General features: G+C 60.7%; 24 protein-coding genes. 11 read left to right on the top strand and 13 right to left on the bottom strand.

Going from position 1 to position 22,190, the window contains the following annotated elements:
* Positions 1 to 136 precede the first annotated feature (136 nt).
* Both JFN91_RS00495 and JFN91_RS00490 read right to left on the bottom strand, forming a co-directional pair.
* Positions 137 to 439: a DUF2288 family protein gene (locus tag JFN91_RS00495; protein ID WP_199387269.1), complete on the bottom strand. Its 303-nt coding sequence runs from the start codon at positions 437 to 439 to the stop codon at positions 137 to 139.
* An 11-nt stretch (positions 440 to 450) separates the two neighbouring features.
* The gene (locus JFN91_RS00490) at positions 451 to 1,098 is read right to left on the bottom strand and encodes a YceH family protein (protein ID WP_199387268.1); all 648 of its coding nucleotides are present in this window, start codon (positions 1,096 to 1,098) and stop codon (positions 451 to 453) included.
* 228 nt (positions 1,099 to 1,326) lie between these two features.
* On the opposite strand from JFN91_RS00490, the gene JFN91_RS00485 reads away from it, so the two are divergent.
* The 3 genes from JFN91_RS00485 to JFN91_RS00475 all read left to right on the top strand — a co-directional run bounded on the left by JFN91_RS00485 (position 1,327) and on the right by JFN91_RS00475 (position 3,699).
* Entirely contained in the window at positions 1,327 to 1,791 is a 465-nt protein-coding gene (locus JFN91_RS00485; protein WP_199387267.1) for a hypothetical protein, read from the top strand.
* Positions 1,792 to 1,957: 166 nt separating this feature from the next.
* Complete coding sequence (locus tag JFN91_RS00480) at positions 1,958 to 2,470, top strand: FKBP-type peptidyl-prolyl cis-trans isomerase (protein ID WP_199387266.1); 513 nt, start codon at positions 1,958 to 1,960, stop codon at positions 2,468 to 2,470.
* A gap of 224 nt (positions 2,471 to 2,694) precedes the next feature.
* A complete protein-coding gene (locus JFN91_RS00475) occupies positions 2,695 to 3,699 on the top strand; it encodes a tRNA dihydrouridine synthase (RefSeq protein ID WP_199387265.1) in 1,005 nt (334 codons plus the stop codon).
* A gap of 99 nt (positions 3,700 to 3,798) precedes the next feature.
* Here the strand turns inward: JFN91_RS00475 and JFN91_RS00470 are convergent, their stop codons facing one another.
* The gene (locus JFN91_RS00470; protein ID WP_199387264.1) at positions 3,799 to 5,052 is read right to left on the bottom strand and encodes an MFS transporter; all 1,254 of its coding nucleotides are present in this window, start codon (positions 5,050 to 5,052) and stop codon (positions 3,799 to 3,801) included.
* Between the two features lie 169 nt (positions 5,053 to 5,221).
* On the opposite strand from JFN91_RS00470, the gene JFN91_RS00465 reads away from it, so the two are divergent.
* A complete protein-coding gene (locus tag JFN91_RS00465; RefSeq protein ID WP_199387263.1) occupies positions 5,222 to 6,265 on the top strand; it encodes a GMP reductase in 1,044 nt (347 codons plus the stop codon).
* A 174-nt stretch (positions 6,266 to 6,439) separates the two neighbouring features.
* Here JFN91_RS00465 and JFN91_RS00460 read toward each other — a convergent pair whose 3' ends face one another.
* Both JFN91_RS00460 and ovoA read right to left on the bottom strand, forming a co-directional pair.
* A complete protein-coding gene (locus JFN91_RS00460; RefSeq protein ID WP_199387262.1) occupies positions 6,440 to 7,597 on the bottom strand; it encodes a MalY/PatB family protein in 1,158 nt (385 codons plus the stop codon).
* Entirely contained in the window at positions 7,594 to 9,699 is a 2,106-nt protein-coding gene (ovoA, locus tag JFN91_RS00455; RefSeq protein ID WP_199387261.1) for a 5-histidylcysteine sulfoxide synthase, read from the bottom strand. The genes JFN91_RS00460 and ovoA overlap by 4 nt, the downstream gene beginning before the upstream one ends.
* 277 nt (positions 9,700 to 9,976) lie before the next feature.
* Here ovoA and JFN91_RS00450 point away from each other — a divergent pair, with 277 nt between their 5' ends.
* Complete coding sequence (locus JFN91_RS00450; RefSeq protein WP_236014857.1) at positions 9,977 to 10,891, top strand: M28 family peptidase; 915 nt, start codon at positions 9,977 to 9,979, stop codon at positions 10,889 to 10,891.
* Positions 10,892 to 10,997: 106 nt separating this feature from the next.
* On the opposite strand, the gene JFN91_RS00445 is transcribed toward JFN91_RS00450, so the two are convergent.
* Positions 10,998 to 11,177 (bottom strand): hypothetical protein, encoded by a 180-nt coding sequence (locus JFN91_RS00445; RefSeq protein WP_199387259.1) that lies wholly within the window; start codon positions 11,175 to 11,177, stop codon positions 10,998 to 11,000.
* Between the two features lie 180 nt (positions 11,178 to 11,357).
* Between JFN91_RS00445 and JFN91_RS00440 the strand changes: the two genes are divergently transcribed.
* Both JFN91_RS00440 and JFN91_RS00435 read left to right on the top strand, forming a co-directional pair.
* Positions 11,358 to 11,735, top strand: coding sequence for a response regulator (locus JFN91_RS00440; RefSeq protein WP_199387258.1), 378 nt, complete (start codon positions 11,358 to 11,360; stop codon positions 11,733 to 11,735).
* A 102-nt stretch (positions 11,736 to 11,837) separates the two neighbouring features.
* The gene (locus JFN91_RS00435) at positions 11,838 to 12,002 is read left to right on the top strand and encodes a hypothetical protein (RefSeq protein WP_199387257.1); all 165 of its coding nucleotides are present in this window, start codon (positions 11,838 to 11,840) and stop codon (positions 12,000 to 12,002) included.
* 613 nt (positions 12,003 to 12,615) lie between these two features.
* On the opposite strand, the gene cmoB is transcribed toward JFN91_RS00435, so the two are convergent.
* From cmoB to JFN91_RS00420, 3 genes are all read right to left on the bottom strand, one after another.
* Positions 12,616 to 13,584 carry a tRNA 5-methoxyuridine(34)/uridine 5-oxyacetic acid(34) synthase CmoB gene (gene cmoB, locus JFN91_RS00430; RefSeq protein ID WP_199387256.1) on the bottom strand — a complete coding sequence of 323 codons (969 nt, stop codon included), beginning with the start codon at positions 13,582 to 13,584 and terminating at the stop codon, positions 12,616 to 12,618.
* Positions 13,581 to 14,315, bottom strand: a complete 735-nt coding sequence (cmoA, locus tag JFN91_RS00425; RefSeq protein WP_199387255.1) for a carboxy-S-adenosyl-L-methionine synthase CmoA — start codon at positions 14,313 to 14,315, stop codon at positions 13,581 to 13,583. Before cmoA ends, cmoB begins: the two co-directional genes overlap by 4 nt.
* A 101-nt stretch (positions 14,316 to 14,416) precedes the next feature.
* Positions 14,417 to 15,202: a substrate-binding domain-containing protein gene (locus JFN91_RS00420; protein ID WP_199387254.1), complete on the bottom strand. Its 786-nt coding sequence runs from the start codon at positions 15,200 to 15,202 to the stop codon at positions 14,417 to 14,419.
* Between the two features lie 331 nt (positions 15,203 to 15,533).
* Between JFN91_RS00420 and tdh the strand changes: the two genes are divergently transcribed.
* The 4 genes from tdh to JFN91_RS00400 all read left to right on the top strand — a co-directional run bounded on the left by tdh (position 15,534) and on the right by JFN91_RS00400 (position 19,752).
* Entirely contained in the window at positions 15,534 to 16,577 is a 1,044-nt protein-coding gene (tdh, locus tag JFN91_RS00415) for an L-threonine 3-dehydrogenase (RefSeq protein ID WP_215907236.1), read from the top strand.
* Between the two features lie 40 nt (positions 16,578 to 16,617).
* Complete coding sequence (locus tag JFN91_RS00410; protein WP_199387253.1) at positions 16,618 to 17,808, top strand: glycine C-acetyltransferase; 1,191 nt, start codon at positions 16,618 to 16,620, stop codon at positions 17,806 to 17,808.
* A gap of 260 nt (positions 17,809 to 18,068) precedes the next feature.
* Positions 18,069 to 18,515: a type 2 periplasmic-binding domain-containing protein gene (locus JFN91_RS00405; RefSeq protein WP_199387252.1), complete on the top strand. Its 447-nt coding sequence runs from the start codon at positions 18,069 to 18,071 to the stop codon at positions 18,513 to 18,515.
* 13 nt (positions 18,516 to 18,528) lie between these two features.
* Complete coding sequence (locus JFN91_RS00400; protein WP_199387251.1) at positions 18,529 to 19,752, top strand: TonB-dependent receptor; 1,224 nt, start codon at positions 18,529 to 18,531, stop codon at positions 19,750 to 19,752.
* Between the two features lie 9 nt (positions 19,753 to 19,761).
* Here the strand turns inward: JFN91_RS00400 and JFN91_RS00395 are convergent, their stop codons facing one another.
* The 4 genes from JFN91_RS00395 to JFN91_RS00380 all read right to left on the bottom strand — a co-directional run bounded on the left by JFN91_RS00395 (position 19,762) and on the right by JFN91_RS00380 (position 22,145).
* On the bottom strand, positions 19,762 to 19,953 hold the full coding sequence (locus tag JFN91_RS00395; protein WP_199387250.1) for a hypothetical protein: 192 nt from the start codon (positions 19,951 to 19,953) through the stop codon (positions 19,762 to 19,764).
* 158 nt (positions 19,954 to 20,111) lie between these two features.
* Positions 20,112 to 20,879: a protoheme IX farnesyltransferase gene (locus tag JFN91_RS00390; RefSeq protein ID WP_199387789.1), complete on the bottom strand. Its 768-nt coding sequence runs from the start codon at positions 20,877 to 20,879 to the stop codon at positions 20,112 to 20,114.
* A 65-nt stretch (positions 20,880 to 20,944) separates the two neighbouring features.
* Positions 20,945 to 21,847, bottom strand: a complete 903-nt coding sequence (gene coxB, locus JFN91_RS00385; RefSeq protein ID WP_199387249.1) for a cytochrome c oxidase subunit II — start codon at positions 21,845 to 21,847, stop codon at positions 20,945 to 20,947.
* 10 nt (positions 21,848 to 21,857) lie between these two features.
* Complete coding sequence (locus JFN91_RS00380; RefSeq protein ID WP_199387248.1) at positions 21,858 to 22,145, bottom strand: cytochrome C oxidase subunit IV family protein; 288 nt, start codon at positions 22,143 to 22,145, stop codon at positions 21,858 to 21,860.
* Positions 22,146 to 22,190 lie beyond the last annotated feature (45 nt).

Genomic DNA, 22,190 nt, shown 5'->3' with positions numbered 1-22,190 from the left:
GATTTAGCCGAGGTAGCTGAAGCATCCTCACCTGCAACTAAGTCAAATCCCCCTAAATCCCCCTTTGTGAAAGGGGGACTTTTACCAGCTTTGCATCTTTGCGCCCTGGCGCCTCTGCGCCTTTGCGTTAAAGGTTTTAAGGGTTTGCCTGCGTCGGCTCCTGAATCAGGACGTACGGGGAGATGATCAGGCAGTTGAAGATCTTCCCCTTGTCGGCATCCCATTTCTGTATCTGCTCGAGACTGGGCTTGCTCAAAAGCGACGAGGAAAGCCAGCGCTGCACCTTCTGCACCTCGTCCGCCGCGAGCGCCGCACCTACCTCGGCCAGTTCCAGCAGCGGGTCCACCAGGATCACCCCGCCGCGCTCCAGGTGCGCCCTGAGCGAGAGCCAGTCGGCGATGTCGATCTTGGTGGCGAGTTCCTCGTTGGTAGTGGTCATCTGTAAAGCTCCTATTCGAAAGATTTTCTGAAGTCGGCGATGGTCTGGCGCAAGGCCGCCACCTCCTCGCGCAAGGCGGCAACCTCCTGCTCCAGTTCCGCGATCCGCTCGCCGCCCGCGCCGCCCCGGCTGCCTTCTGCCGCTGCCGCCAGTTCGGCAAGGTCGGGCTCGCCGGCGAAGAGTTGGCAATAGCGCGGTTCTTTGCGGCCGGGCTGAACCGGCAGGCGGGTCACCAGCGGCGGCGTCCTCTCCATCAGGTCCTGCAGCACCGCCTCCACCTCGGCCAGGTCGGCGAAGGCGTGCATGCGCTCGCCGCGTGTCCTCAGCTCACCAACGGTCTGCGGACCGCGCAGCATCAGCTCGCACAAGAGGGCAAGCTCCGCGGGGGTGAAGCGGAACTTCTCCACCAGCGCGTGACGGTACTTGGAGACCCTGCCACCGGCACCGGAGAGCAGGGCAAACTGCTTGAAGCGCAGGCTGTCGAGGGCGCCTGTCACCTGGGACTCGTCCAGGTTGGTGACCGGGTCACGGTTCGATTTCTGGTTGCAGGCGTTCACCAGCGCGTTCAGGGAAAGGGGGTAGTACTCGGGAGTGGTCAGTTCCTTCTCTATCAGGGAACCGAGCACTCTCAGTTCGACGGCATTAAGCGTCACATCCATGGGAAGGCTCCTTTATCGGGGGCTTCTGGTAGTCAGTAGAACAACGAGCAGCGGACCTTTTACCGTGCCCGGGCGTGAAGTCGCTCCAACTTACTAGATTCCCCGGCAGGGTTCAATGCAAAAAGAGGGAGCGGCACCGCCAGACTCTTCTGTTGTATAACATCATTTTATTTGTTATGGTATTGCCCAGTTAACGCTGCAGCTAGGCGCTCTACCCAAGGAGAAGACATGGCGGCTACCCTGGACCTGAAGAAGATCAACAAGACCATCAAGATTTTTGCCGTGGCGCAGTTCGGGCTGATCGCCATCCTCATCTATACCGCGATCAATTTCCAGCAGCGGCTGCAGGCGTTGAACAGGGGGTATCGCTTCATGAACGGCGTGATCTACGCCTTCGTGATCCAGTTGCTGTTCTTCTACCCCATCTTCAGGTTTGCCTCCAAGGAGGCCGAACGCGACGTCGCACTGGCCGGGAAGGTGCCGACCCAGGAGGAGGCCAAGGAGTTCGCCAAGAAAAAGAGGTGGACAGACGTCACCAAAATCTCGGTCATGGGCTTCTACTTTATCTTCGCGCTGGCCGCTCCGGGAGACCCGTTCATCCTCAGCGTCATCATCTACAGCTTCCTGCTCACGATCCTCACCTACCTGCAGTGCTACAGCTTCGCGGTGAGAAAGTTTTCCAAGGCTGCCTGAAATCGAGAGCACGTTGGTGCTCGTGCTGCAATGCCCTCCGGCGCAGGACCAAAAGAAAAAAGGGGACCCGCGTGAGATTTTACTGGACTAGCAGGCGCCGTCCCACGTACCATCCCTGACATAGCCACGTGCTAGAAATCAACCCCATAGAAGGAACCAAGTAAAAATGGCAATTGCAAAGCAAGGCGACAAAGTACGCATCAACTACACCGGCACCCTGGAAGACGGCACCATCTTTGACACCACCGTGAAAGAGGCCGGTTGCTGCGATGACGACGATTGCGGCTGCGGCTGCGACGATGACGGCTGCGGAGACGACGACTGCGGCTGCGGCGACCACGGTCCGCTGGAGCTCACCATAGGCAACGAGGACTTCTTCCCGCAGATCGAAGAGGCCCTGGTCGGCATGGCGCCTGGCGAGAAGAAGAAAGTCCTGATCCCGGCCGAAGACGCCTTCGGCGAGTACGACGAGGACGAGGTATTCGCCATCAGCCGCGAGCAGTTGACCGGCGACATCGTTCCGGAAGTCGGCATGGAGCTGGAGCTGACCGGCGATGATGACGAGCCGGTCGACGTAGTCGTGGTCGAAGTGAACGACACCGCTATCGTCGTCGACGCCAACCATCCGCTGGCAGGCGAAGACATCACCTACGAAATCGAACTGCTCGAAATTCTCTAAATAAATGGTCCCTGTCTACAGGGATGACGCCACGTCCCCTCCCCCGGAGGGGGAGGGATAGGGAGGGGGCTGCTCAAGCCACTTTGCTTTAGTAGTTCCCCCCTCCCAACCTCCTCCCTCCGGGGGGAGGAGCATGGTGCTCATCCCTTTTTTATGCAACAGGGGCAACAGTAAATTTAAGGCGAGATCGCCTCCCCACGTAAAGAGCATCATTCCTGAACATCATGCAGACTACCGAAGCAAATCCCGCCACCAATCCCGTAACAAACAACGTGCTCCCCTGGAACCCGGGGGAAAAGCCGCTCATGCTCGCGCCCATGCAGGGACTCACCAACCGCGCGCTGCGTGAGCTGTTCACGACCTGGGTGCGCCCGGACGTAGTCTGGACCGAGTTCATGCGCGTCAATTCGCAGTCGGAGAAAAAGCTCCTGATGCCGGGGGACGTACGCGAATGCGCCGCTGAGGAAAACGGGGTGCCGTTGGTGGTCCAACTGATCGGACATGGCAGGGATGCGCTGGTCGCCGCGGCGAGGACGGCGCAAAAGGCAGGAGCCATTCACATCAACCTGAACATGGGCTGCCCCTACGGCCGCATGACCAGCGGACTTACCGGCGGCGGCATGCTGAAGCGCCCGGAACTGCTGGAAGAGATCATCCCGGCGCTACGCGAAGAGATCCACGGCTCCTTCTCGGTGAAGATCCGCGCCGGCTACGACGATCCGCGCCAGATCTTCACGCTCCTGCCGCTCTTCGAGCGGTCCAAGGTCGACTTCCTGGTGCTGCACCCGCGCACGGTGCGCCAGGCCTACGACGGTTTTGCCGACCACACCGTCACCGCTGAGGTAATCAGACAGACCGCCATTCCCGTCATCGCCAACGGCGACATCAGGAGCGCCGCATGCGGCCTTGAGCTGCTGGAGAAGACCGGGGCGGCAGGACTGATGCTCGGTCGCGGCGGCATCGGGGAGCCGATGCTCTTCGAGCGGCTGCGGGGCCGGGCCTGCGCGGAGCCGGACGTCACGGAGAGGCGGGCCATGCTGCACCGCTACCTGACCGACCTGCTCCCCCTCTACGGAAAGCTCTTTTGCGGCGACATGCAGGTGCTGGGTAAGATCAAAGGCGTCGTGTCCAACGTCGAGGATCACGAGTTGGAGCGCGAACTGAAACAACTCAAGCGGGCCAAGAACCTCACCGCCTTCCGCGCCGCCGTAGCAGACCTGGCCCCCTAGTCACCATCACGAATCACAACTCACAGGTCACCTGGACTTTGGCCTGCCGCCTCTACTCCAGCCCCTAGCCCCTAGTCCCCAGCCCCTGCCTTTCCCCCCTTACGCGCTTTTCTCCCAGTAATCCCTGGCAAAGAAAAACAACGCCGCCGCCACGGCCTGGATCCCCACCGGAACCATGAAGGCCGAGTGGAAGGCCTGCACCGTCGCCTCCGGCGTGGTCTTGCCCACGGCGTCGATGACCACACCCATGATCTGCTGCACGGAAGCCGCCCCCAAGAGCACGAACAGGTTGATGGAGGTGAGCGCGGTGCCCACAATGGAGACCGGGAACATGGAGCGGTTGATCGGGTAGATCATGACACCGCTGGACACGGCGAGCCCCAGGCAGAAGAAATACACGCCCAAAACCAGCAGGGGGAGACGATCGATCGGCCCCTGGAACCCCACCATCAGGACCAGCAACAGTATCTGCCCACAGAGGAAGGTCTTCCTGTAAGAATGGAAAAGCTTGCGCGCAACGGTGTCGATGACCAGGCTGCCGCAAATGAAGCCGATCGAGGTGAACATCAGCATCCGCCCCGTCTCCTCGCGCGTCAGTTTGAGCACCTCCATCAGGTACGGGCCGCCCCACAGCCCCTGCACTGCCAGGTAGCATCCGTACCAGGCGAAAGCAAGACCCGCCAGGAGCCAGAAGTCCCGGTTGGTGGTAACGTGCTTCCACGCCTGCAGCATCCCCATCTTCGCCGGCGCCGGTTCGCCGCCCCCCTCCACGGCCATGGAAGGCCGGTCCCGCACCAGCAGGAAAACCAGTACCGTGGCCAGTGCCTGCATGACACCGATAGCGAGGAAGGAGTTGCGCCAGCCGATCCAGGCTACTGCCAGCGCAAGCGGCGCGGTGCCGGCCAGGTTGCCCATGTTGCCCACCGCGACCATGAATCCGGAGACGCGGCCGAATTCCTTCTTGGTGAACCAGTGGCTGAAGAGACTGAAGGTCGCCATCAAAACGGAGGCGGTCCCGATCCCAATCAGGACGCGGGCGGCAAGGGCCTGCCCCATGTTTCCCGCCTGCGAGAAGAGGATGCCGCCGATGGCGGTCAGCACGCCGCAACCGCTGATCACCACGCGGCTCCCGAGCCGGTCGATCATCGGTCCCAGCGGGATCTGGGCGGCGGCATAGACGTAGAAAAGGATGCTGGAGAGAGAGCCCAGTTGCGCCGGGGTAAGGTTAAGGTCGCGGGAGACGTCCTTGGCGACTACGGCAAGCGATACGCGGTAGAAGTAAACCAGGATATAGATCAGGGACAGGATGAAAAAAATCAACCAGCGCTGACGGCGCTGACGTGCATCGATCATGTATACAACCCTCCGCCGCGCACTCTAGCACAGCGCTTTGCCAAACTCAACAAGCGGTCGGAATCACATGCAACTTGTGGCCTAGTTCTTTTCCGGTACTCTCTTTACTGGCTGTGAGCCTGCAAAAAGACAGAGAAGAGAATAAAGGTACCCCAACGGAGGAAATGACATGTTCCTTGAAAGCGACGTGAAGCTGGGATTCAGTGACGTGCTGATCCGGCCCAAGAGGTCCAACCTGAAAAGCAGGGCCCAGGTCGACCTGCAGCGACATTTCAGGTTTCTGCACAGCAAGTACGATTGGAGCGGCATCCCGGTGATCGCCGCCAACATGGACACCACCGGCACCTTCGAGGTTGCCGACCGGCTCGCGGAACACGGGATGCTGACCGCGCTGCACAAGCACTACACGGTCGCAGACTGGGACGCCTGGCTCACCAACCACAACCACGGCGACGACATCTACAACCGCATCATGGTCAGCACCGGCACCTCCGACAGCGACTACGAAAAGTGCTCCGCCATCATCGCCAACCATCCCAAGCTCCAGTTCATCTGCATCGACGTCGCCAACGGCTATGCGGAAAGCTTCGTCGAGTACGTGCAGAAGGTGCGCGAAACGTTCCCGGACAAGACCATCGTGGCGGGCAACGTGGTCACCGGCGAGATGGTCGAGGAGCTGCTCCTGTCCGGTGCGGACATCGTCAAGGTCGGCATCGGCCCGGGCTCGGTCTGCACCACCCGCGTCAAGGCCGGCGTGGGTTACCCGCAACTCTCCGCGGTGATCGAGTGCGCGGATGCGGCACACGGCCTGGGGGGGAGGATCGTTTCCGACGGCGGCTGCACCTGCCCGGGCGACGTCGCCAAGGCCTTCGGCGGTGGCGCCGACTTCGTGATGCTGGGGGGGATGTTCGCGGGACACGACGAGAGCGGCGGCCAGATCGTGGAACGCGGCGGGAGGCAGTTCAAGCTCTTTTACGGCATGAGTTCGGCGACAGCCATGGACAAGCATTCCGGCGGGGTGGCGCATTATCGCGCCTCGGAAGGAAAGACGGTGGAAGTACCCTATCGCGGCCCCATCGACGAGACGGTGCGCGACATCCTGGGAGGTGTCCGTTCCGCCTGCACGTACGTGGGTGCGGCGGCGCTCAAGGAGCTGACCAAACGCACCACCTTTATCAGGGTGGGGGAACAGGAGAATCGGATATTCGGTTAACGTCCCCTCCCCCGGAGGGGGAGGGTTAGGGAGGGGGGCAAACAAGCATCCTTCCCCCCTCCAACCTCCCCCCTCCGGGGGGAGGTTGGAGGGGGTTGGGTAAGGTGGGCTAAGCGGAACGGAGCGTTCCGCTAGAGGGACAGGCACCTAACGGAGCCTGTCCCTTCTGCTCTTTTACCTCCTCGGCATTCCCTCCAACGCAACCCTCATGCGCCTGAGCGCCTCCTGCAGCAGTTCCCGACGGCAGCCGAAGTTGAGCCGCACGTAGCCGGCAAGGCCGAAGTCGCTCCCGCCGGAGAGGCCGACGCCTGCTTCCTCGAAAAAGCGCACCGGATCTTCGATCCCCGTCTCCCTCACATCGATCCACGAAAGGTAAGTCGCCTCGACCCGCGCCACCGGTAGCCCGAGCGCGGTCAATTCCCGTTCCACCAGGTCCCGGTTGCCGCGCAGGTACTCCAGGAGTTCCTGGCGCCACTCCTCTCCCTCACGGTAGGCCGCCTCGGCGGCGGTGTAGCCCAACAAATTCACGTGCGGCACGATGCGCCCCATCGCTTTCCTGAAGGCCCGGCGCAATGAGTCGTCGGAGATGACGGCAAAGGAGCAGCCGAGCCCCGGCACGTTGTAGGTCTTGCTGGGCGCCATCAGCGTGATGGTGCGCCGGCTGGTCTCCGGGGAGAGCGTGGCGATCGGGATGTGCCGCACGCCCGGCTCCAGCACCAGGCCGGCGTGGATGTCGTCGCTGCAGATGACCAGGTCGTGCCGCGCCGCGAAGTCGTCCAGGGCCGCCAGCTCATCGCGGGTCCAGACCCGCCCCACCGGGTTGTGCGGGCTGCACAAAAGAAGCTGCCTCGTCCTCGGGGTCACCGCGGCCTCCAGCGCCTCCAGGTCCAGTCCCCAGCGCCCCGCCTTGCAGACAAGGGGGACGTTGATCACGTTGCGGCCGGAAAGAGGAGGCGCCGACATGAAGGGAGGATAGACCGGGGTGAAGGTGACGACATCGTCCCCCGCCTCCCCCACCGCGCGGCAGCTCACGTTGAGCCCGGTAACGAGGCCGGGGAGCCAGGTGATCCACTCCTTACGCACCTGCCAATCGAACTCCGCCTGCAACGAGTCGATCACCGCCTGCACCAGCCCCTGCGGCGGTGCGGTGTAGCCGAAGACGCCGTGTTCCACCCGCTCGTGCAGCGCTTTTATAATCGCGGGGGGGGAGCGGAAATCCATGTCCGCCACCCACAGGGGGATGATGTCGCGGTCGCGATACTTGTCCCACTTCTCGCTCGCGGTGCCGCGCCGGTCGATGATCTCGTCGAAATCGAACTTCTTCTGCGTCATTTAAGCTCCCATACGGTCAGTTCGGAAATGCCGTGCTGGAACTTGCGGCGCGTCTCCCGTATCACGAAGGGAACGTCGCGCGGCTCGCCCAGCATCCGGAAATGAGGCGACAGCTCTGCCTTGAGGGCATCCAGGGTCCACACCGGCTCGCCCGCCTCGCGGTAGCCGCCCAGCCACTCTTCTTTCTTGGTGTACTCCTCCTGCCAGGTATAGGGGGAAACCAGCACCAGGAGCCCCCCCGGGTTGAGGCGGCCGCGGACGGACGCCAGGAAGCGGCGCGGCGAATAGAGCCGGTCCAAGATGTTGGCGGCAAGGACTAGATCATAGCCGACGAACTTGTCCGGCAGGTTGCAGGCGTCCCCCTGGTAGAACTGCACCCGGTCGCGCAGGGGGGCAAGCCCCAGCTCTTCCAGGCTCAGCTCATGGTAGGAGACGATCTCGCCCTCTTCGGGAAGGGCGTAGCGCAGGTACCCTTCCTCCTGCATCCGCGCCGCCAAACGGAAGAACCTGCTGGAGAAGTCGATTCCCGTTACCCGGTCAAAGCCCCGCGCCAATTCAAAGCTGGCCCGTCCCACTGCGCAGCCGAGATCGAGGGCATGTCCCCTGGCGCGCCCGGATGTTACCTCCAAACAAATATCCGCGCAAGCCTTGGCAAAGTTGTCAACCCCGAAGTGCTCGGGACCGTAGTGGGCGTCGCAGTACTGCGCGGCCAGCGCATCGGTTTCGTAGGGATCCTCGTGCAGTTGCACCGGATTGTCGCTTTCCACGTAACGAAAGCCTGCGTGCTGGAAGAAGTGGCGCCGGAAGGCGTAGCGCGACTCGCGGGTAGCCTCGTTACCGGTGGAGATCCAGGATCCTCCCTTGATCAGGTTATGGCGCGTGTCGAAGGTCGGCGTGGAAAAATCGTCGTACCAGGGATGGATCCGGAAGCCGTGGAAGGCGTAGATAGGCGTTTCGGTCCACTGCCAGACGTTGCCCACGACGTCGAAGAGTTCCCCGAAGCGGAAGCGGTCCACCGGGCAGGACGAGGCCCAGTAGGCGAGGTTGATGTTGCCGGGGGCCTCGCGCCACTGCTGCGGATCCCGCACACCCGCGGCATCGTAGATCCGATACCACTCGTCCTCGCTGGGCAGGCGGATCCGTTTCCCGGTCTTTTCCGCGAGCCAGTTGCAGAACGCCTTCGCCTCGAGATAATTCACCTCCGCCGGCCAGTTCCAGGGGAGATCTATCACCTCGACCATGGTGCGCAGTCCCCAGCCGTGCGGGCGCTGCACCCAGAACAGCGGGTGCTCGGCCTGTTTGAAGGTACGCCAGTGCCACCCTTCTTCCGTCCACCAGCGTTCCTCCCGGTAACCTCCTGCCTCCACGAAGGAAAGGTATTCACGGTTGGAGACCAGGTATTTTGAGGCGGCGAAGGGCTGCAGCTGCGCCTCGTGATGGCCGTACTCGTTGTCCCACCCGTAGAGGGGATGCCCTTCTTCCTTGCCCAGCACCACCTGCCCGCCCGGAACAGGAACTAGCTCGTTCTCCGGCCCCCCCCCCGTATCGCGGCAGATTTCCCAGAACTCGTGGCGGCGCACCCGGTCGATGGGGAGCTGGCGGATCAATACCGAAGACGTTTCCAGGTGGATCCGTTCGTGCTCGATCCCCATCATGATGGCCCAGAAGGGGCTCTCCCAGGTAATGGGGAGGGTGAGCGGCAGGGTCTTGATCAACCCGGTGACCAGCCCGCGCACCTGATCGCGGTACGCCTTCACCTCGGCCCGGGTCGGCCAGTCGTAATGGGTCTCATCCAGGTCGTCCCAGGACATCTCGTCCACGCCGACGGCAAACATGGCCTCCAGTCGCGGGTCGATCCGCTTCTCGATGACCCGGGCGATCAACAGCTTGTTGACGAAGAAGGAGGCGGTATGCCCGAAGTAGAAAATAAGCGGGTGGCGCAACCGGTCCGCCCTCAGGTAGAAGGCACCGTCATCCTTCAGGGTGTCATAGAGCAGTTCGTCTATGGTAAAGGTTGCCTCGAAGTACTGCAGTATCTCGGCGCGTTTCTGTTCGGGATCCCCTTCATCGAGTACGACGCTATGTGTCTTTCTCAGTTCCATGTCTGCCCCTCGCATACCTCTGTCACACGACGTTGTTGTTGCGATTGTATCAGCCGATCCCTCTAATGATACCAGATCTTTTCCTGCAGTCGCCGTACCTTCACCTGAGACATTTTCCCGATATTGACATCCCGGGTGGTCACATTATCCTTTTCGCTGGTTTGAGCCCGCGACAAGGAACCGCTCTATGAACTTAAAGACAGCCTTAGTGTGGGTAGCTACCTGCGCCGTGCTGACACTTTTCCTTCTTGGCACCGCAGGTATTTCAATGGTGAGCATGCCCGGGAAAACCCATAAGGGACCGCTCCCTCCCCTCACCCCGGAAGAGAAACGGCTCAGCGATCGTTTGCACGAGCACGTTCTGGTGCTGGCCGGCCAGATCGGGGAGAGAAACCTTGCCAATTACCACGGACTTGAAGACGCGGCGCAGTACGTCGGAGACCGCCTCCGGGAGTACGGGCTCAAGGTCAACGAGCAGAGCGTGTTGATCGAGGGGAGAACGGTGGTGAACCTGGAGGGGGTGCTGCAGGGAAAAGGGGCTCCGGACGAAATCGTCATTATCGGTGCCCACTACGATTCCGCCCCCGGCACGCCGGGCGCGAACGACAACGCCACCGGGGTGGCGGCCCTGCTGGAACTGGCGCGGAGTTTCGCCGCCGTGCAACCGGAGCGCACACTGCGCTTCGTGGCCTTCACCAACGAGGAACCGCCGCACTTCCAGGGGGGCACCATGGGGAGCATGATCTACGCCCGCCGTTGCAGGGAGCGCGGCGAGAAGATCGTGGCCATGCTGTCCCTGGAGACCATGGGGTGCTTCTCCGACCAGCGCGGGAGCCAGCAGTACCCGGCCCCGCTGGCTCGCTTCTACCCGGACACCGGCAACTTCATCGCCTTCGTCGGCAACTTCCAGTCACGGGATATCGTGCGGCGGGCCATCGGGACCTTCCGCAAGAACACCCGCTTCCCATCCGAGGGAGTTGCCGCCCCGGAGACCCTGCCCGGCATCGGTTGGTCCGATCAGTGGTCCTTCTGGCAAGTCGGCTATCCCGGCATCATGATCACCGATACCGCCCCCTTCCGCTACCCTCATTATCACCAACCCTCGGACACTCCTGAAAAAGTTGACTACGACAAGCTAAGCCGCGTGGTGACGGGGCTCAACCACGTGGTGGCGGAACTGGTTCGGCAATAGGGTGCAGCGCCGCAGGCCTTGACCGTGCAAAGACAACTAAGGCGCCCCCGAGTCGGCAGGGGGCGCCTTAGTTGTCTTTGCGGCTACTGAAATGTTTCATGCGGTGTTACAGCGGCTGCGGGTTGCAGAGGTAATCTTCGGAATCCGCTTTCGCGCGGCACCGGTTACAGAGGAATTTCGGCTGGGCCGAATGCTTGTCGATTTCCTCGATCCTTCCCTCGTGTTTCAACTGGCACATATGCGCCGGGTGTTGTTTCGGGCTGGGGCAGCTTTCCTTCTCGCTCATGACGTTCTCCTTTGTCCTGCTGGTTCGCGTCCTACCATAGCAGGTCTGGCTTGCCGTGGCGAATCGTCGTCCAGGTTACGGTCTCGAAAGCATGAAACACTTCATATATTCCAATTGACCTTCGACAATGAAAGTTTTATAAACTGTCCGGACTACCACCAGATATTCAAAGGAGGACCGATGGCCCTGAAGGACGTGCGGATACTGATAGTCGACGACGAAAAGTTTTATCGCGACTCGTTGCGGAACATCTTGGACGGGATCGGGTTCACCGTGGTCGCCGAAGCGGCAGACGGGATCGAGGCGGTACGGATGTTCCTCACCCATCGCCCACACATCGTGATCATGGACGTCTACATGCCGGTCAAGAACGGCATCGACGCCACCAGGGAAATGATGGCGCTCAACAAGAACGCCAACGTGCTGACCAGCAGCGCCTCGGATTGCCCCAGCGATACCAACGCCGTCTTGAAAGTCGGAGCCAAGGCGATACTGAAGAAGCCTTTTGAACCCAGGGAGATCTATGACACCATCAAGCAGGTCCTTGGCGGAAGTTAAGACAACAAGCTCTTTCTTTTCTTCTTTGCTCCATAATTCATCCTCAATTTCCTTTTAGTCTGAAGACAATGGCAACGTGTCCGGGCAAAAAGGAGAAGGAAGATGAAAAAGAAAATCCGGTATTTAATTGCACTCGTGGTGTTACCGTCACTCTTGTCAGCCTGCGTGGTCGTGCCGATGGATGATTATTATGGCCATCACCACGGAGGCTACTACGGCGACTACGATGGCCGCTATGGGCGTGGCCCGTACGGCTATCGCAGGTAAGAGGCGTTGTATTTACCTTGATCTCGTTCCCAAGGTCCGCCTTGGGAACGCAAAGCTCTCCGAAGCTCCGACTTCCCTCGGATGCAAAGCTGGAGCTTTGCGCCATATGTGGTTCCCAAGCTGGAGCTTGTGAACCAGGAAATACCGCCTGCAGCTTCACCTGTACCTGTTTTTTTAATGTAAAGGTAGGTTTAAAATAAATGGGGTCCCCGTTTTCTAACATGGGACCCTGTTTAAAATTTTTGGGGTCTGCTTTTGCTAAAAACAGCGGCGACAGAATAGGCCAGAGGTGACTTTTAATTTTTTCACCCCTGCTTTTTAGCCGAAGTCGCCTTGACTATCGTGATTGCACCCTATTTTATTTCTAAACAGGCTTTTTTATTTGCGCGAGCGTCGTCGGTAGTTAATTAAAGACCTGCTGTTATTTTAAATATGACCACGTTTATTTTAAAAGTGGTCATGTTTGTTTTAACTACGGCCATGTTAGATTTAATCACCGTTTCATTTCTCTTGGGCGCCTTGCGCCTTCATTTGTCAGCAGCCTTCCGACGCTTATCTACGACCACCTTTCTTTTACCTCTAGGCACAATTTAATTACATGCAACTCAATACTTTACGGCCTCTTCGCCGTGAATACCGCCCGCAGCGGTGCCGGGTGCCCTTCGATGGTTTTCTCCACATCATCAGGATCGAGAAAATCGGCCAGCGACTCGAACTGCATCCACGGCGTGGAGCGCTGCTCGTCGCGACTGGTGCGGTTGGTGTCGACGCAGGCGATCTGCGTGAAGCCGCAACGCTGCAGCCACAAGGTCATGGCGTCAATGGACGGCAGGAACCAGACATTGCGCATCTTGGCGTAGCGCCCCGGTGGCATGAACACGGTATCCCGATCCCCCGCCACGATCAGCGTCTCCAGCACCAATTCACCCCCCGGACGCAGGCACCCCTTGAGCTCGAAAAGATGGTCGAGGGGAGAACGACGATGGTAAAGGACTCCCATGGAAAAGACCGTGTCGAAACAACCCAGATCTGCCGGGACGTCCTCGATGCCGATGGGGATGACATGGTGCTGCGAATCGCGCAGATAGCGCTGCATCACCTGGAACTGCTGCACAGAAAGGAGGAACGGCTCGATGCCGAGCACGAAATCGGCGCCGGCGCCGCGCATGCGCCAACCGTGATAGCCGTTGCCGCAGCCGACGTCCAGCACCTTGCGCCCCGCCAGCGGCTCGATGTGGGGCGCCACGCGCTCCCACTTCCAATCGGAGCGCCACTCAGTGTCGATATCGATGCCGAAGAAATGGTAGGGGCCTTTCCTCCAGGGATGAAAAGCCTGCAGTTGGGCAATGACATGGTCGCGATCGATTGCGCCCAGGTCGGCGCTGGAGCCGATGGTGACTTTGTCTTTCAACTCGATCAGCGACGGGCGCAGCTCCGGCAGCGACTCCAGGGCACTCTGCCACCCCGCCAGCTTGCCGTGGCTCTCCAGTTGGAGTCTTTCCGGCAGGGTCGCTTGCAACTGCTCTGCCCAGCGCCCCTGCCCCATGGCCGCAAGTTGAGAATAGAGAGCGTCGTAGTTCATTTCACGGCGACCATTGAGGCGAAGTTGAAGCACTGGAACCAGACCTCAGAGGAGGAAAAACCGGCAGCCTGCAGCCGCTCGTGGTGACAGGCGAGGGTTTCCGGGATCATCACGTTCTCCAACGCGGAGCGTTTCTGGCTGATCTCGAGATCGCTGTAGCCGTTGGCCCGCTTGAAATCGTGATGCAGCTCTACATGAAAATGCTGCCGATCCGGTTCGGAGAAGGCGATCTTTTCGGAGAGGATGAGGATGCCGCCCGGCTTGAGCCCGGCATAAATGCGTTCAATCAACGCCAGGCGCTGCGCGGGGGGGATGAATTGCAGCGTGAAGTTGAGGACCACGACCGAGGCGTTCTCAATGGCGACATCCTGAAGGTCGGCGCAAATCATGGTTACCGGAACGGTCGATCCGGTATCGCGGGCGAGGAGGTCACGGCCGCGCTCGATCATGGCGGGGGAGTTGTCGACGGCAATGATGTCGCAATCCGGCTGGTTGATGCGCTGGCGCATGGCGAGGGTGGCCGCCCCGAGGGAACAGCCGAGATCGTAGCAGTGGCTTCCCGCCTGGGCATATTTGCCGGCGAGGATGCCGATGTTGGAGATGATCATGCCGTAGCCCGGAACCGAGCGTTGGATCATGTCGGGAAAGACGGCAACGACGCGCTCGTCGAACTTGAAATCGATCATTTCCTGCAGCGGCGCCGCGTAAATAGCATCCTTCGTCTTTGTCACTGTCTTCTGGTCCTTTCAACGGGTGTCCGTAAAAAAGACGAAGATAGCGGGTTTGCCGCCGAACATCAACCACTTGTTGAGACCAAAGCGCAGAAGGGGGCTCAGTGCAGGAAGGCGACGTCCTTGATGAGGTCGAGCAGTTTCTGCACCTTGGGCGAAGGCTCTCCCTTGGTGATCAGCACGACCGAAGAGGCAACCGTCAGGCTCCCGGGGACCCGCACGCCGCGAGAGACCAGCACACTGGGACCGATGCCGATGGCGCCGGGTATCTCCAGCACCTTCGCTCTCATCTCCTCGACGTTGGCGACCGGGAGAAAGGTGGGCACGACCTCTTCGCCTTCCAGCACTTTTTGGATAAAGGCGTCGTTCTCCCCGTCAGCGGCCGGGGACCAGACGACGACGATGCGCCGGTTCGGGCCGCCGACCTTTTTCCAGTTGGTGATTTTGCCGGTGAAAATCCCCTTTAGCTGCTTCCTGGTCAGCTTCTTGATCTTCACGCCCTGGTTGAGAAAGACGACGGTATGGTTGGTGCCAACCGGGACCTCCCGGAAATGCTCTCCGTCCATCGGCGTCCCGTTTTCCGCGGCACGCTTGAGAAATGCGTCCAGGTCGAGGCTAGAGACAACGGCATCGAGGGCGCCGCTGTCCAGGTCCGCCAGCTCCGTTCCCGGCTTGCTCTGTATGGCAACCAGGCGCAGCGAGGGGTTTTCCTCCTCGTAAGTCTCCTTCACCGGTGTGATCACCTCGGTCAAAGCAGCGTCGCCACCACCGATCTTGATCATCTCGGGCGCCGCCGGCTGCTTTACACCCTCTCTTTGCAGCGCGGCACACCCCGCAATGAAGCAGATAGCGACAGCTATAAATCGGAGACGAAACGATTGTTTCACGACACTCCTCCTGCCAACCTTCTCACGGTTCAGTACCACAATTAACGATCTACATTGCAGGCAGCAAACTTTTGACAGCAATTACGAGGCAATAATATCGTCCAACTCTAACTAATAATCAACTCCGTAATTTTGAAAACTAATTGCCTTGCTTGTTTTTAACTAATTTGTTCTTTGCTACACGCACCATGATTCTATATGTCTTTATCTGAATGACCTGATTTAGTCCTCGTGTGGCATTGCCATCATTTCCCTCACTGCTATTTACATGTGAAGCGTTGTTGGTAACATTAATGAGCCAAAACGGCCATTACTGTCGAGGAGTTGCATCATGCAAAAGACCATGCGTGCACTGGTTAAGAAATACCCCAAGCCGGGGCTGTGGCTGGACGAGGTGCCGGTCCCCGAGATGGGTATCAACGATGTTTTGATCAAGGTGCACAAGACCGCCGTCTGCGGCACCGACCTGCACATCTGGGACTGGAACGCCTGGGCCCAGAAGACGATCCCGGTGCCGATGGTGATCGGGCACGAGTTCGTGGGACGGGTGGTGGCGATGGGAAGTAACGTCGCCGACCTCAATATCGGCGACATCGTTTCCGGCGAGGGACACATCGTCTGCGGCAGGTGCCGCAACTGCCTGGCGGGGAGGCGGCACCTGTGCAAGGACACCAACGGCGTGGGGGTGAACCGCACCGGGGCCTTCGCGGAGTACATCTGCATCCCGGTGACCAATGTCTGGCATGCCGACCCTTCCATCCCGATGGAGATCCTGAGCATTTTCGACCCCTTCGGCAACGCTACCCATACCACCCTCGCCTTCCCGGTGCTGGGTGAGGACGTGCTGATCACCGGGGCGGGGCCGATCGGGATCATGGCCACCGCCATCGCCCGCCACGCCGGGGCGCGCTACATCGTCACCACGGACATGAACCCGTACCGTCTCGACCTGGCCAAGAAGATGGGTGCGACGGTGGCGCTCAACGTGAAGGAGCGGACCCTCGCGGACGTGCGCAAGGAACTGGGGATGAAGGAGGGATTCGACGTCGGCCTGGAGATGTCCGGCAACGGCGACGCCTTCAAGGAGATGCTCGCCAACATGTGCCACGGGGGGAAGATCGCCATGCTGGGGATCCCGTCGGGCGACCTCGCCGTCGACTGGCACCAGGTGATATTCAACATGCTGACCATCAAGGGGATCTACGGCCGCGAGATGTATGAGACCTGGTACTTGATGCAATCGCTGATCAAGATCGGCCTCGATCTCACCCCGGTGATCACGCACCGGATGCACTACACCAACTTCGAGGAAGCCTTCGAGGTGATGAGCAGCGGCAATGCGGGGAAGGTCATACTCAACTGGGTGGAAGAGTAGGGCAGGGAGAGGGGAATGGACTGCAAAGGAGTAATCAACAATGGCCGATAAATTCGCCTGGATAACAGAAGAGATGACCGCCCTGGAAGGGCAGGGGCTTAGGACCAACATCCGCACCATCGGCTCGGCCTGCGGCCCGTGGATGGTCGTGGACGGCAAGAAGGTGCTCAACTTCTGCACCAACAACTACCTGGGACTCGCCAACCACCCGCGCCTGAAGAAGGCGGCCCAGGAGGCGGTGGAGCAGTGGGGGGTCGGCCCGGCGGCGGTACGCAGCATAGCCGGGACACTGGAATTGCACCGCGAGCTGGAACAACGGCTGGCGGCCTTCAAGGGGGTGGAGGACGCCCTCTACGTTCAGTCCGGCTTCTGCGCCAACCAGGCCGCCATCCCGCCCATGGTGGGCAAGGGGGACGTGATCTTCACCGACCGCTTGAACCATGCCAGCATCATCGACGGCTGCCGGCTCTCCTCGGCCAAGATCCTGGTCTACGAGCACTGCGACCTTGCCGACTGCGAGCGGGTCATCACCGAGAACATCGGCCAGTACCGGCGGGCGCTCCTCATCACTGACGGGGTCTTCTCGATGGACGGCGACGTGGCGCCCCTGGACAAACTCTTCGAACTGTGCGAGCGCCACGGCATCATCACCATGGTGGACGACGCCCACGGCGAAGGGGTGCTCGGCCACGGCGGGCGCGGCATCGTGGACCATTTCCAGCTCAACGGCAAGTTCGACCTGGAGATCGGCACGCTCTCCAAGGCCTTCGGCGTCATGGGCGGGGTCATCGCGGGCAAGAAGGTGGTCATCGACTGGATCCGCCAGAAGGCGCGCCCCTTTCTCTTCTCCAGCGCGGTAACCGCGGCGGACACCGCCGCGTGCCTGGCCGCCGTGGACCTCCTCGAGGAGAGCACGACGCTGGTGCAGAAACTGTGGGACAACACGCGCTACTTCAAGGAAGGGATGCACCTGGCCGGATTCGACATCGGCGCCAGCGTCACCCCCATCACGCCGGTAATGCTGGGGGAGGCCACCGTGGCACAGGAGTTCTCGCGCCGCCTCTTCGCTGCGGAGCCCGGCATCTTCGCCATGCCCATCGGCTTCCCCACGGTGCCGCAGGGGAAGGCGCGCATCCGGGTCATGATCAGTGCCGCCCACACGCAGGATGACCTGGAAACGGGTCTGAAGACCTTCACCAGTATCGGCCGCGAACTCGGTGTGATCGGCTGAGCATGCTTTTCCTCCCCTCCCCCTTGCCAGCAGGGGGAGGGAAACTTCCTGCCTCTGACTCCTCTCTCATAACCGCCATGACTCAATCACCGAGCGTTATTGTCCATTGCAATATTGACATTGTATGTTAATTTGAGTCAGCCAACAGTAACCTTTTAACAATCTGTCTTAAAGTCCTTCTTATGTCAGCCGATAGAGTCTCAAGGCTGATTTATGCCAGTAAACTCTTTTATGTGAATAGAAACCATGGGAGGTGCTGCATGTTCCACCCCAAACGGTTCTGCATCACGGGGACAAAGATTCTGCTGCTGTTGTGTCTGATCGCCTGGGGGCATGCCAGCGCCCACGCGGCCGGCTTCATCGTCATCGCCAACAAGAGCGTCGTCGAGAGCACCCTCACCCGTGCCGAGTTGCAGGGCATCTACCTCGGCGAAAAGGTCAAGTGGGGCAACAGGAAACACATCAAGATTGCGGTCCTGGAAGAAGAACGCACGCTCAAGGAGTTCCTGCAGGTGATGCTGGGTAAGACGCCGTCCCAGTTCGACCAGCATTGGGTCAGGATGGTGACTACGGGCAAGGCCTCCCTGCCTCCGGCATTCCCCGACACACAGCAGATGATCGATTTCGTCGCCAAGACCCCCAACGCCATCGGGTTTGTTGCCGCGGGGCAGCCGGGTGATTCAGTTAAAACCATTGCCATCAAGTAGGGGGAATCTCGATATGAAGAAAGCGTTGACCGCCATGATGCTGCTCGCCTTTACCGGGTCCGCCCACGCTGTGGACCTCGCCGGCGTCGAGATTCACGGCTTCGCCTCGCAAGGGTACATAAAGACCTCCCCGGACAATAATTTCCCCGTTTCCAACAGCGGCGAGGGCTCCTTCAACTTCAACGACTTCGCGGTGAACTTCTCCAAGGAGGTCAACCCCGACCTCCGTGTCGGCCTGCAGCTTCTGGCCATGGACCGCGGCAGCTACGGCAAGGACAAGATCACGCTGGACTGGGCCTTCGGCGACTACCGCGTCACCGACTGGCTGGGCTTCCGTGCCGGCAAGATCAAGATCCCCCTGGGGCTTTACAACGAGTCGCGGGACAACGACGCCGCGCGCACCTTCATATTCCTGCCGCAAAACGAGTACTACGATTACGAGCGTGACTCGGTGAACGCCATCACCGGCGCGAGCATCTACGGATCGATCCCTGCCGGATCGGCCGGCACGGTCAACTACCAGTTCCAGGTCGGGACCACGCCGATCCCGCTGGACGGCGCTTCCGCCAGGAACTACTCGGCCTACATTTCCACCGTGGATGCGCCGCTGACCACAACCGACGTGAACTCCAGCACCGCTTTCGTGCACCACCTGGAATGGAGGACACCGGTGGGGGTCCGCGCCACTTTCAGCGGGCTGCACACCTCCTTCGACGGCACCGCCACCGGGATCTACACCGATCCGGTCACCTCCGCCACCACCCCGGTCACCGCCAAGTGGAAGTTCGATTCGTGGCACCGCTACATCCTGGGAGTCGAGTACCTCTGGAACGACCTGACGCTGGCCACCGAGTACCAAAGGGACGACTACACCGTGTCGGCCGACTACCAAAACCCGGCCCTGGAGAACTTCACCTCCCGGCAGGCCTCGGACGGCTGGTACGTGAGCGCCGCCTACCGCTTCACCGACTGGTTCGAACTGGGGGGGTACTACACGGAAATTTACGCGGACCGGCATCACCGTGACGGATCTACCTTCGAGGATCTGGGCGTGGGAGCACCGTGGCAGACATGGCAGAAGGAAAAGGTGCTGACCCTTCGCTTCGACCCGGTGCGCAACCTGGTGCTCAAAGTGGAGGGGCACTTGATCGACGGGACCTGGAACATGTCGGAGTATACCGACGCGTCCAAGCGGAACTGGTACCTGGTCGCCACCAAGGCGACAGTCTTCTTCTAGACGGGGATATTAACGGGCGGCCTTGAGGCTCCTGGGGTTGCAGACCACCAACGGGTCGTCCGCCTGCACCTTGCACTTGTTGCAATAAACGATCGGCTTTGCACCGTGCCGGTCAAACTCTTCCATCCTGCCATCTTTCTTCAGCTTGCACATGTGCGTCTTGTGCCGTGCCGGCTGCTCACACTTCTCTTTATCTCCCATCAATCATTCTCCTATCCTATGCTTTTTTACCCTCGCCCTCCGGGCGAGGGTGGCCGCAGGCCGGGTGAGGGCGCTGCCGCGGGGAAATTATTGCCTGGTGCGACGCCCTCACCCCGACCCTCTCCCAAAGGGCGAGGGGGAAAGGCGCGAGGCAACGATCAAAGGCCGTACAGCGCGAGGGTGAGCAGCGCCGGAAAGATGTTCACACCGGCAAAGGCGGCGCCCTGCCAGCGCTCGAACGGGTACAGCAACAGCGGGACACAGAAGGCGATGCACCACAGGGGCGCATGCTCGCCCGCAATGAGACCGAACACCGGGAGCATCAGCGTCGCCGCGATCATGGCCAACAGCCAGAGCACCAGGAACGGCTCCGGCCCACGGAAGGCGCGGGGGACGAAGAGCGGCACCCCTGCCCGGCGGTAGTCGTCGGCGTGCCTTTTCTGCAGCATCCAGAAGTGCGGCACCTGCCAAAGGTACAGGATGCCGCAGAGCAGCACGATCCTGAAATCGGTGACCGCGCCCCCGGCCGCGCTCCAGCCGATTAAAGGTGGCAGAGCTCCGCAGATGGCACCGATCAGCAGGGCGAACGGGGTACGGCGCTTGAGCGGGGTGTAGACCAGGAGATACCAGAAAAGGGTGAAGAGGGCGAGGCACAGCGGCAGCAGGCCGATGACGTTGAGAAGCAGCACCCCCGCGGCGAGGGTGGCAAGGGCGATGGTCAAGCCGCCCGTCCGACCCAGTTCCCCCGCCGGGAGCGGGCGCAGCCGGGTGCGATCCATGATCGCGTCGAGATCGCGCTCCAGCACCTGGTTGAAGGCCGAGGCGGCACAGGCCAAGAGGGCGACGCCGGCAAAGAGAGGCAGCGCCACAAGTTGCGGCTCGGTCCGGCACAGCAGGTAGCCACCCAGCGCCGCGGTGGCGTTCATCAACGCCAGCGGGAGACGGAACAGGCGGTAGAGACCTTTACTCGTTTTGCCAACTGCGGTTGCGATCACTTTTCCCCTTCCAGGAATTCCACTATCGCCTTCAATTCAGCCTCCGGGATCTCGCTCTTGGGCATGATCGGGGGGAAGCCTTCCACGATTGCCGCGCCGGGGTCGACGATCGATTCACGCAGGTACTTCTCGTCCGCTTTCACGGTTTCCGGTTTGCCGCCGCGGGTCACCTTGACCTGACTGTCGTAGAGCCCTTTGAAGGTCGGTCCCACTTTGGGGGTCCCGTCCAGGGAATGACAGCCCAGGCAGCCGTACTTCTGCAGCAGTTCCTGCCCCTGCGCCCCCACTCCGGCCGGTTTCTGGCCCAGCCACGCCGCGAACTGTTCCGGCGGCAGCGCCTCCACCGTGCTGACCATGGAGGAGTGCGCGGTGCCGCAGTACTGTGAACAGAAAAGATCGTAACTGCCGGGAGTGGTGGCCACGAACCAGACATGGTTCTTCATGCCGGGCACCACGTCGCGCTTGATCCTGAAGGCCGGGACGTAGAAGCCGTGCACCACGTCCTTGGAGACCAGGTTCACCTGTACCGGCCTCCCGACCGGGACGTAGAGTTTCGGGCTGGTCTTGCCGTTGTCGTAGACGAAGCTCCAGGACCACATGCGCGCCTCCGCCGTCACCTGCATGGCGTTCTTGGGGACGGTCCTGAGCGACAGGTAGCTGGTCCAGCCGTAGTAGAACATGCCGATCACCAGCAGGGTGGGGAGCAGGGTCCAGACCACCTCCAGCAGCGGGCTCCCCGCCACCTGCGAGGTCGGCTCCGGGTTCTTGGAGCGGCGGTAGCGCACCACGAAGAAGATCATGGTGATGGTGATCCCCAAGAGGAGCACGGTGCAGGCGCCAAAGAGGAACTTGAACACCGGGTCGACTGCTTGCGTCGTCGTCAATAGCTGATTTTCCACGTTCGCCCCTTTAACGGTAGAGTACGTCGAAGAAGGTTCCCCCGATGAAGCCCGCCAGGGTGAAAAGCGCCACGAAAAGGATGATCCGGAACAGGCGCGGCTCGTACTTCATGTGCATGAAGAAGGCGATGACCAGGCCGGACTTGACACTGGCGATGGCGAGCGCCGCCCAAACCTTCCAGACACCCAGCTCGACCCGGGTCACCATGATGGTCGCCGCGGTCAGGACCAGGAGCGTCACCCAGACCGTGGCCAGTTTTCCGTAACTGAGGATGTGTTCCGCGTGTTCTTCTGTCATACGTCACTCCAAGAATCAGATTAAGACTAAGATTAAGATAAAGTT

The sequence above is a fragment of the Geomonas anaerohicana genome (assembly GCF_016458305.1).
Lineage (GTDB): Bacteria > Desulfobacterota > Desulfuromonadia > Geobacterales > Geobacteraceae > Geomonas > Geomonas anaerohicana.
This window is presented reverse-complemented; position numbering and strand designations above follow the sequence as displayed.

What these genes read in the sequence shown, in the direction of transcription:
- ovoA (WP_199387261.1), bottom strand. Translation starts at nt 9,699, where the DNA reads ATGGAACTGAGAAAGACACATAGCGTCGTACTCGATGAAGGGGATCCC.
- JFN91_RS00470 (WP_199387264.1), bottom strand. Translation starts at nt 5,052, where the DNA reads ATGATCGATGCACGTCAGCGCCGTCAGCGCTGGTTGATTTTTTTCATC.
- JFN91_RS00480 (WP_199387266.1), top strand. Translation starts at nt 1,958, where the DNA reads ATGGCAATTGCAAAGCAAGGCGACAAAGTACGCATCAACTACACCGGC.
- JFN91_RS00380 (WP_199387248.1), bottom strand. Translation starts at nt 22,145, where the DNA reads ATGACAGAAGAACACGCGGAACACATCCTCAGTTACGGAAAACTGGCC.
- JFN91_RS00440 (WP_199387258.1), top strand. Translation starts at nt 11,358, where the DNA reads ATGGCCCTGAAGGACGTGCGGATACTGATAGTCGACGACGAAAAGTTT.
- JFN91_RS00450 (WP_236014857.1), top strand. Translation starts at nt 9,977, where the DNA reads ATGCCCGGGAAAACCCATAAGGGACCGCTCCCTCCCCTCACCCCGGAA.
- JFN91_RS00495 (WP_199387269.1), bottom strand. Translation starts at nt 439, where the DNA reads ATGACCACTACCAACGAGGAACTCGCCACCAAGATCGACATCGCCGAC.
- JFN91_RS00390 (WP_199387789.1), bottom strand. Translation starts at nt 20,879, where the DNA reads ATGAACGCCACCGCGGCGCTGGGTGGCTACCTGCTGTGCCGGACCGAG.
- JFN91_RS00395 (WP_199387250.1), bottom strand. Translation starts at nt 19,953, where the DNA reads ATGGGAGATAAAGAGAAGTGTGAGCAGCCGGCACGGCACAAGACGCAC.
- tdh (WP_215907236.1), top strand. Translation starts at nt 15,534, where the DNA reads ATGCAAAAGACCATGCGTGCACTGGTTAAGAAATACCCCAAGCCGGGG.
- JFN91_RS00465 (WP_199387263.1), top strand. Translation starts at nt 5,222, where the DNA reads ATGTTCCTTGAAAGCGACGTGAAGCTGGGATTCAGTGACGTGCTGATC.
- JFN91_RS00475 (WP_199387265.1), top strand. Translation starts at nt 2,695, where the DNA reads ATGCAGACTACCGAAGCAAATCCCGCCACCAATCCCGTAACAAACAAC.
- JFN91_RS00445 (WP_199387259.1), bottom strand. Translation starts at nt 11,177, where the DNA reads ATGAGCGAGAAGGAAAGCTGCCCCAGCCCGAAACAACACCCGGCGCAT.
- JFN91_RS00490 (WP_199387268.1), bottom strand. Translation starts at nt 1,098, where the DNA reads ATGGATGTGACGCTTAATGCCGTCGAACTGAGAGTGCTCGGTTCCCTG.
- JFN91_RS00400 (WP_199387251.1), top strand. Translation starts at nt 18,529, where the DNA reads ATGAAGAAAGCGTTGACCGCCATGATGCTGCTCGCCTTTACCGGGTCC.
- JFN91_RS00460 (WP_199387262.1), bottom strand. Translation starts at nt 7,597, where the DNA reads ATGACGCAGAAGAAGTTCGATTTCGACGAGATCATCGACCGGCGCGGC.
- JFN91_RS00410 (WP_199387253.1), top strand. Translation starts at nt 16,618, where the DNA reads ATGGCCGATAAATTCGCCTGGATAACAGAAGAGATGACCGCCCTGGAA.
- JFN91_RS00485 (WP_199387267.1), top strand. Translation starts at nt 1,327, where the DNA reads ATGGCGGCTACCCTGGACCTGAAGAAGATCAACAAGACCATCAAGATT.
- JFN91_RS00405 (WP_199387252.1), top strand. Translation starts at nt 18,069, where the DNA reads ATGTTCCACCCCAAACGGTTCTGCATCACGGGGACAAAGATTCTGCTG.
- cmoB (WP_199387256.1), bottom strand. Translation starts at nt 13,584, where the DNA reads ATGAACTACGACGCTCTCTATTCTCAACTTGCGGCCATGGGGCAGGGG.
- JFN91_RS00435 (WP_199387257.1), top strand. Translation starts at nt 11,838, where the DNA reads ATGAAAAAGAAAATCCGGTATTTAATTGCACTCGTGGTGTTACCGTCA.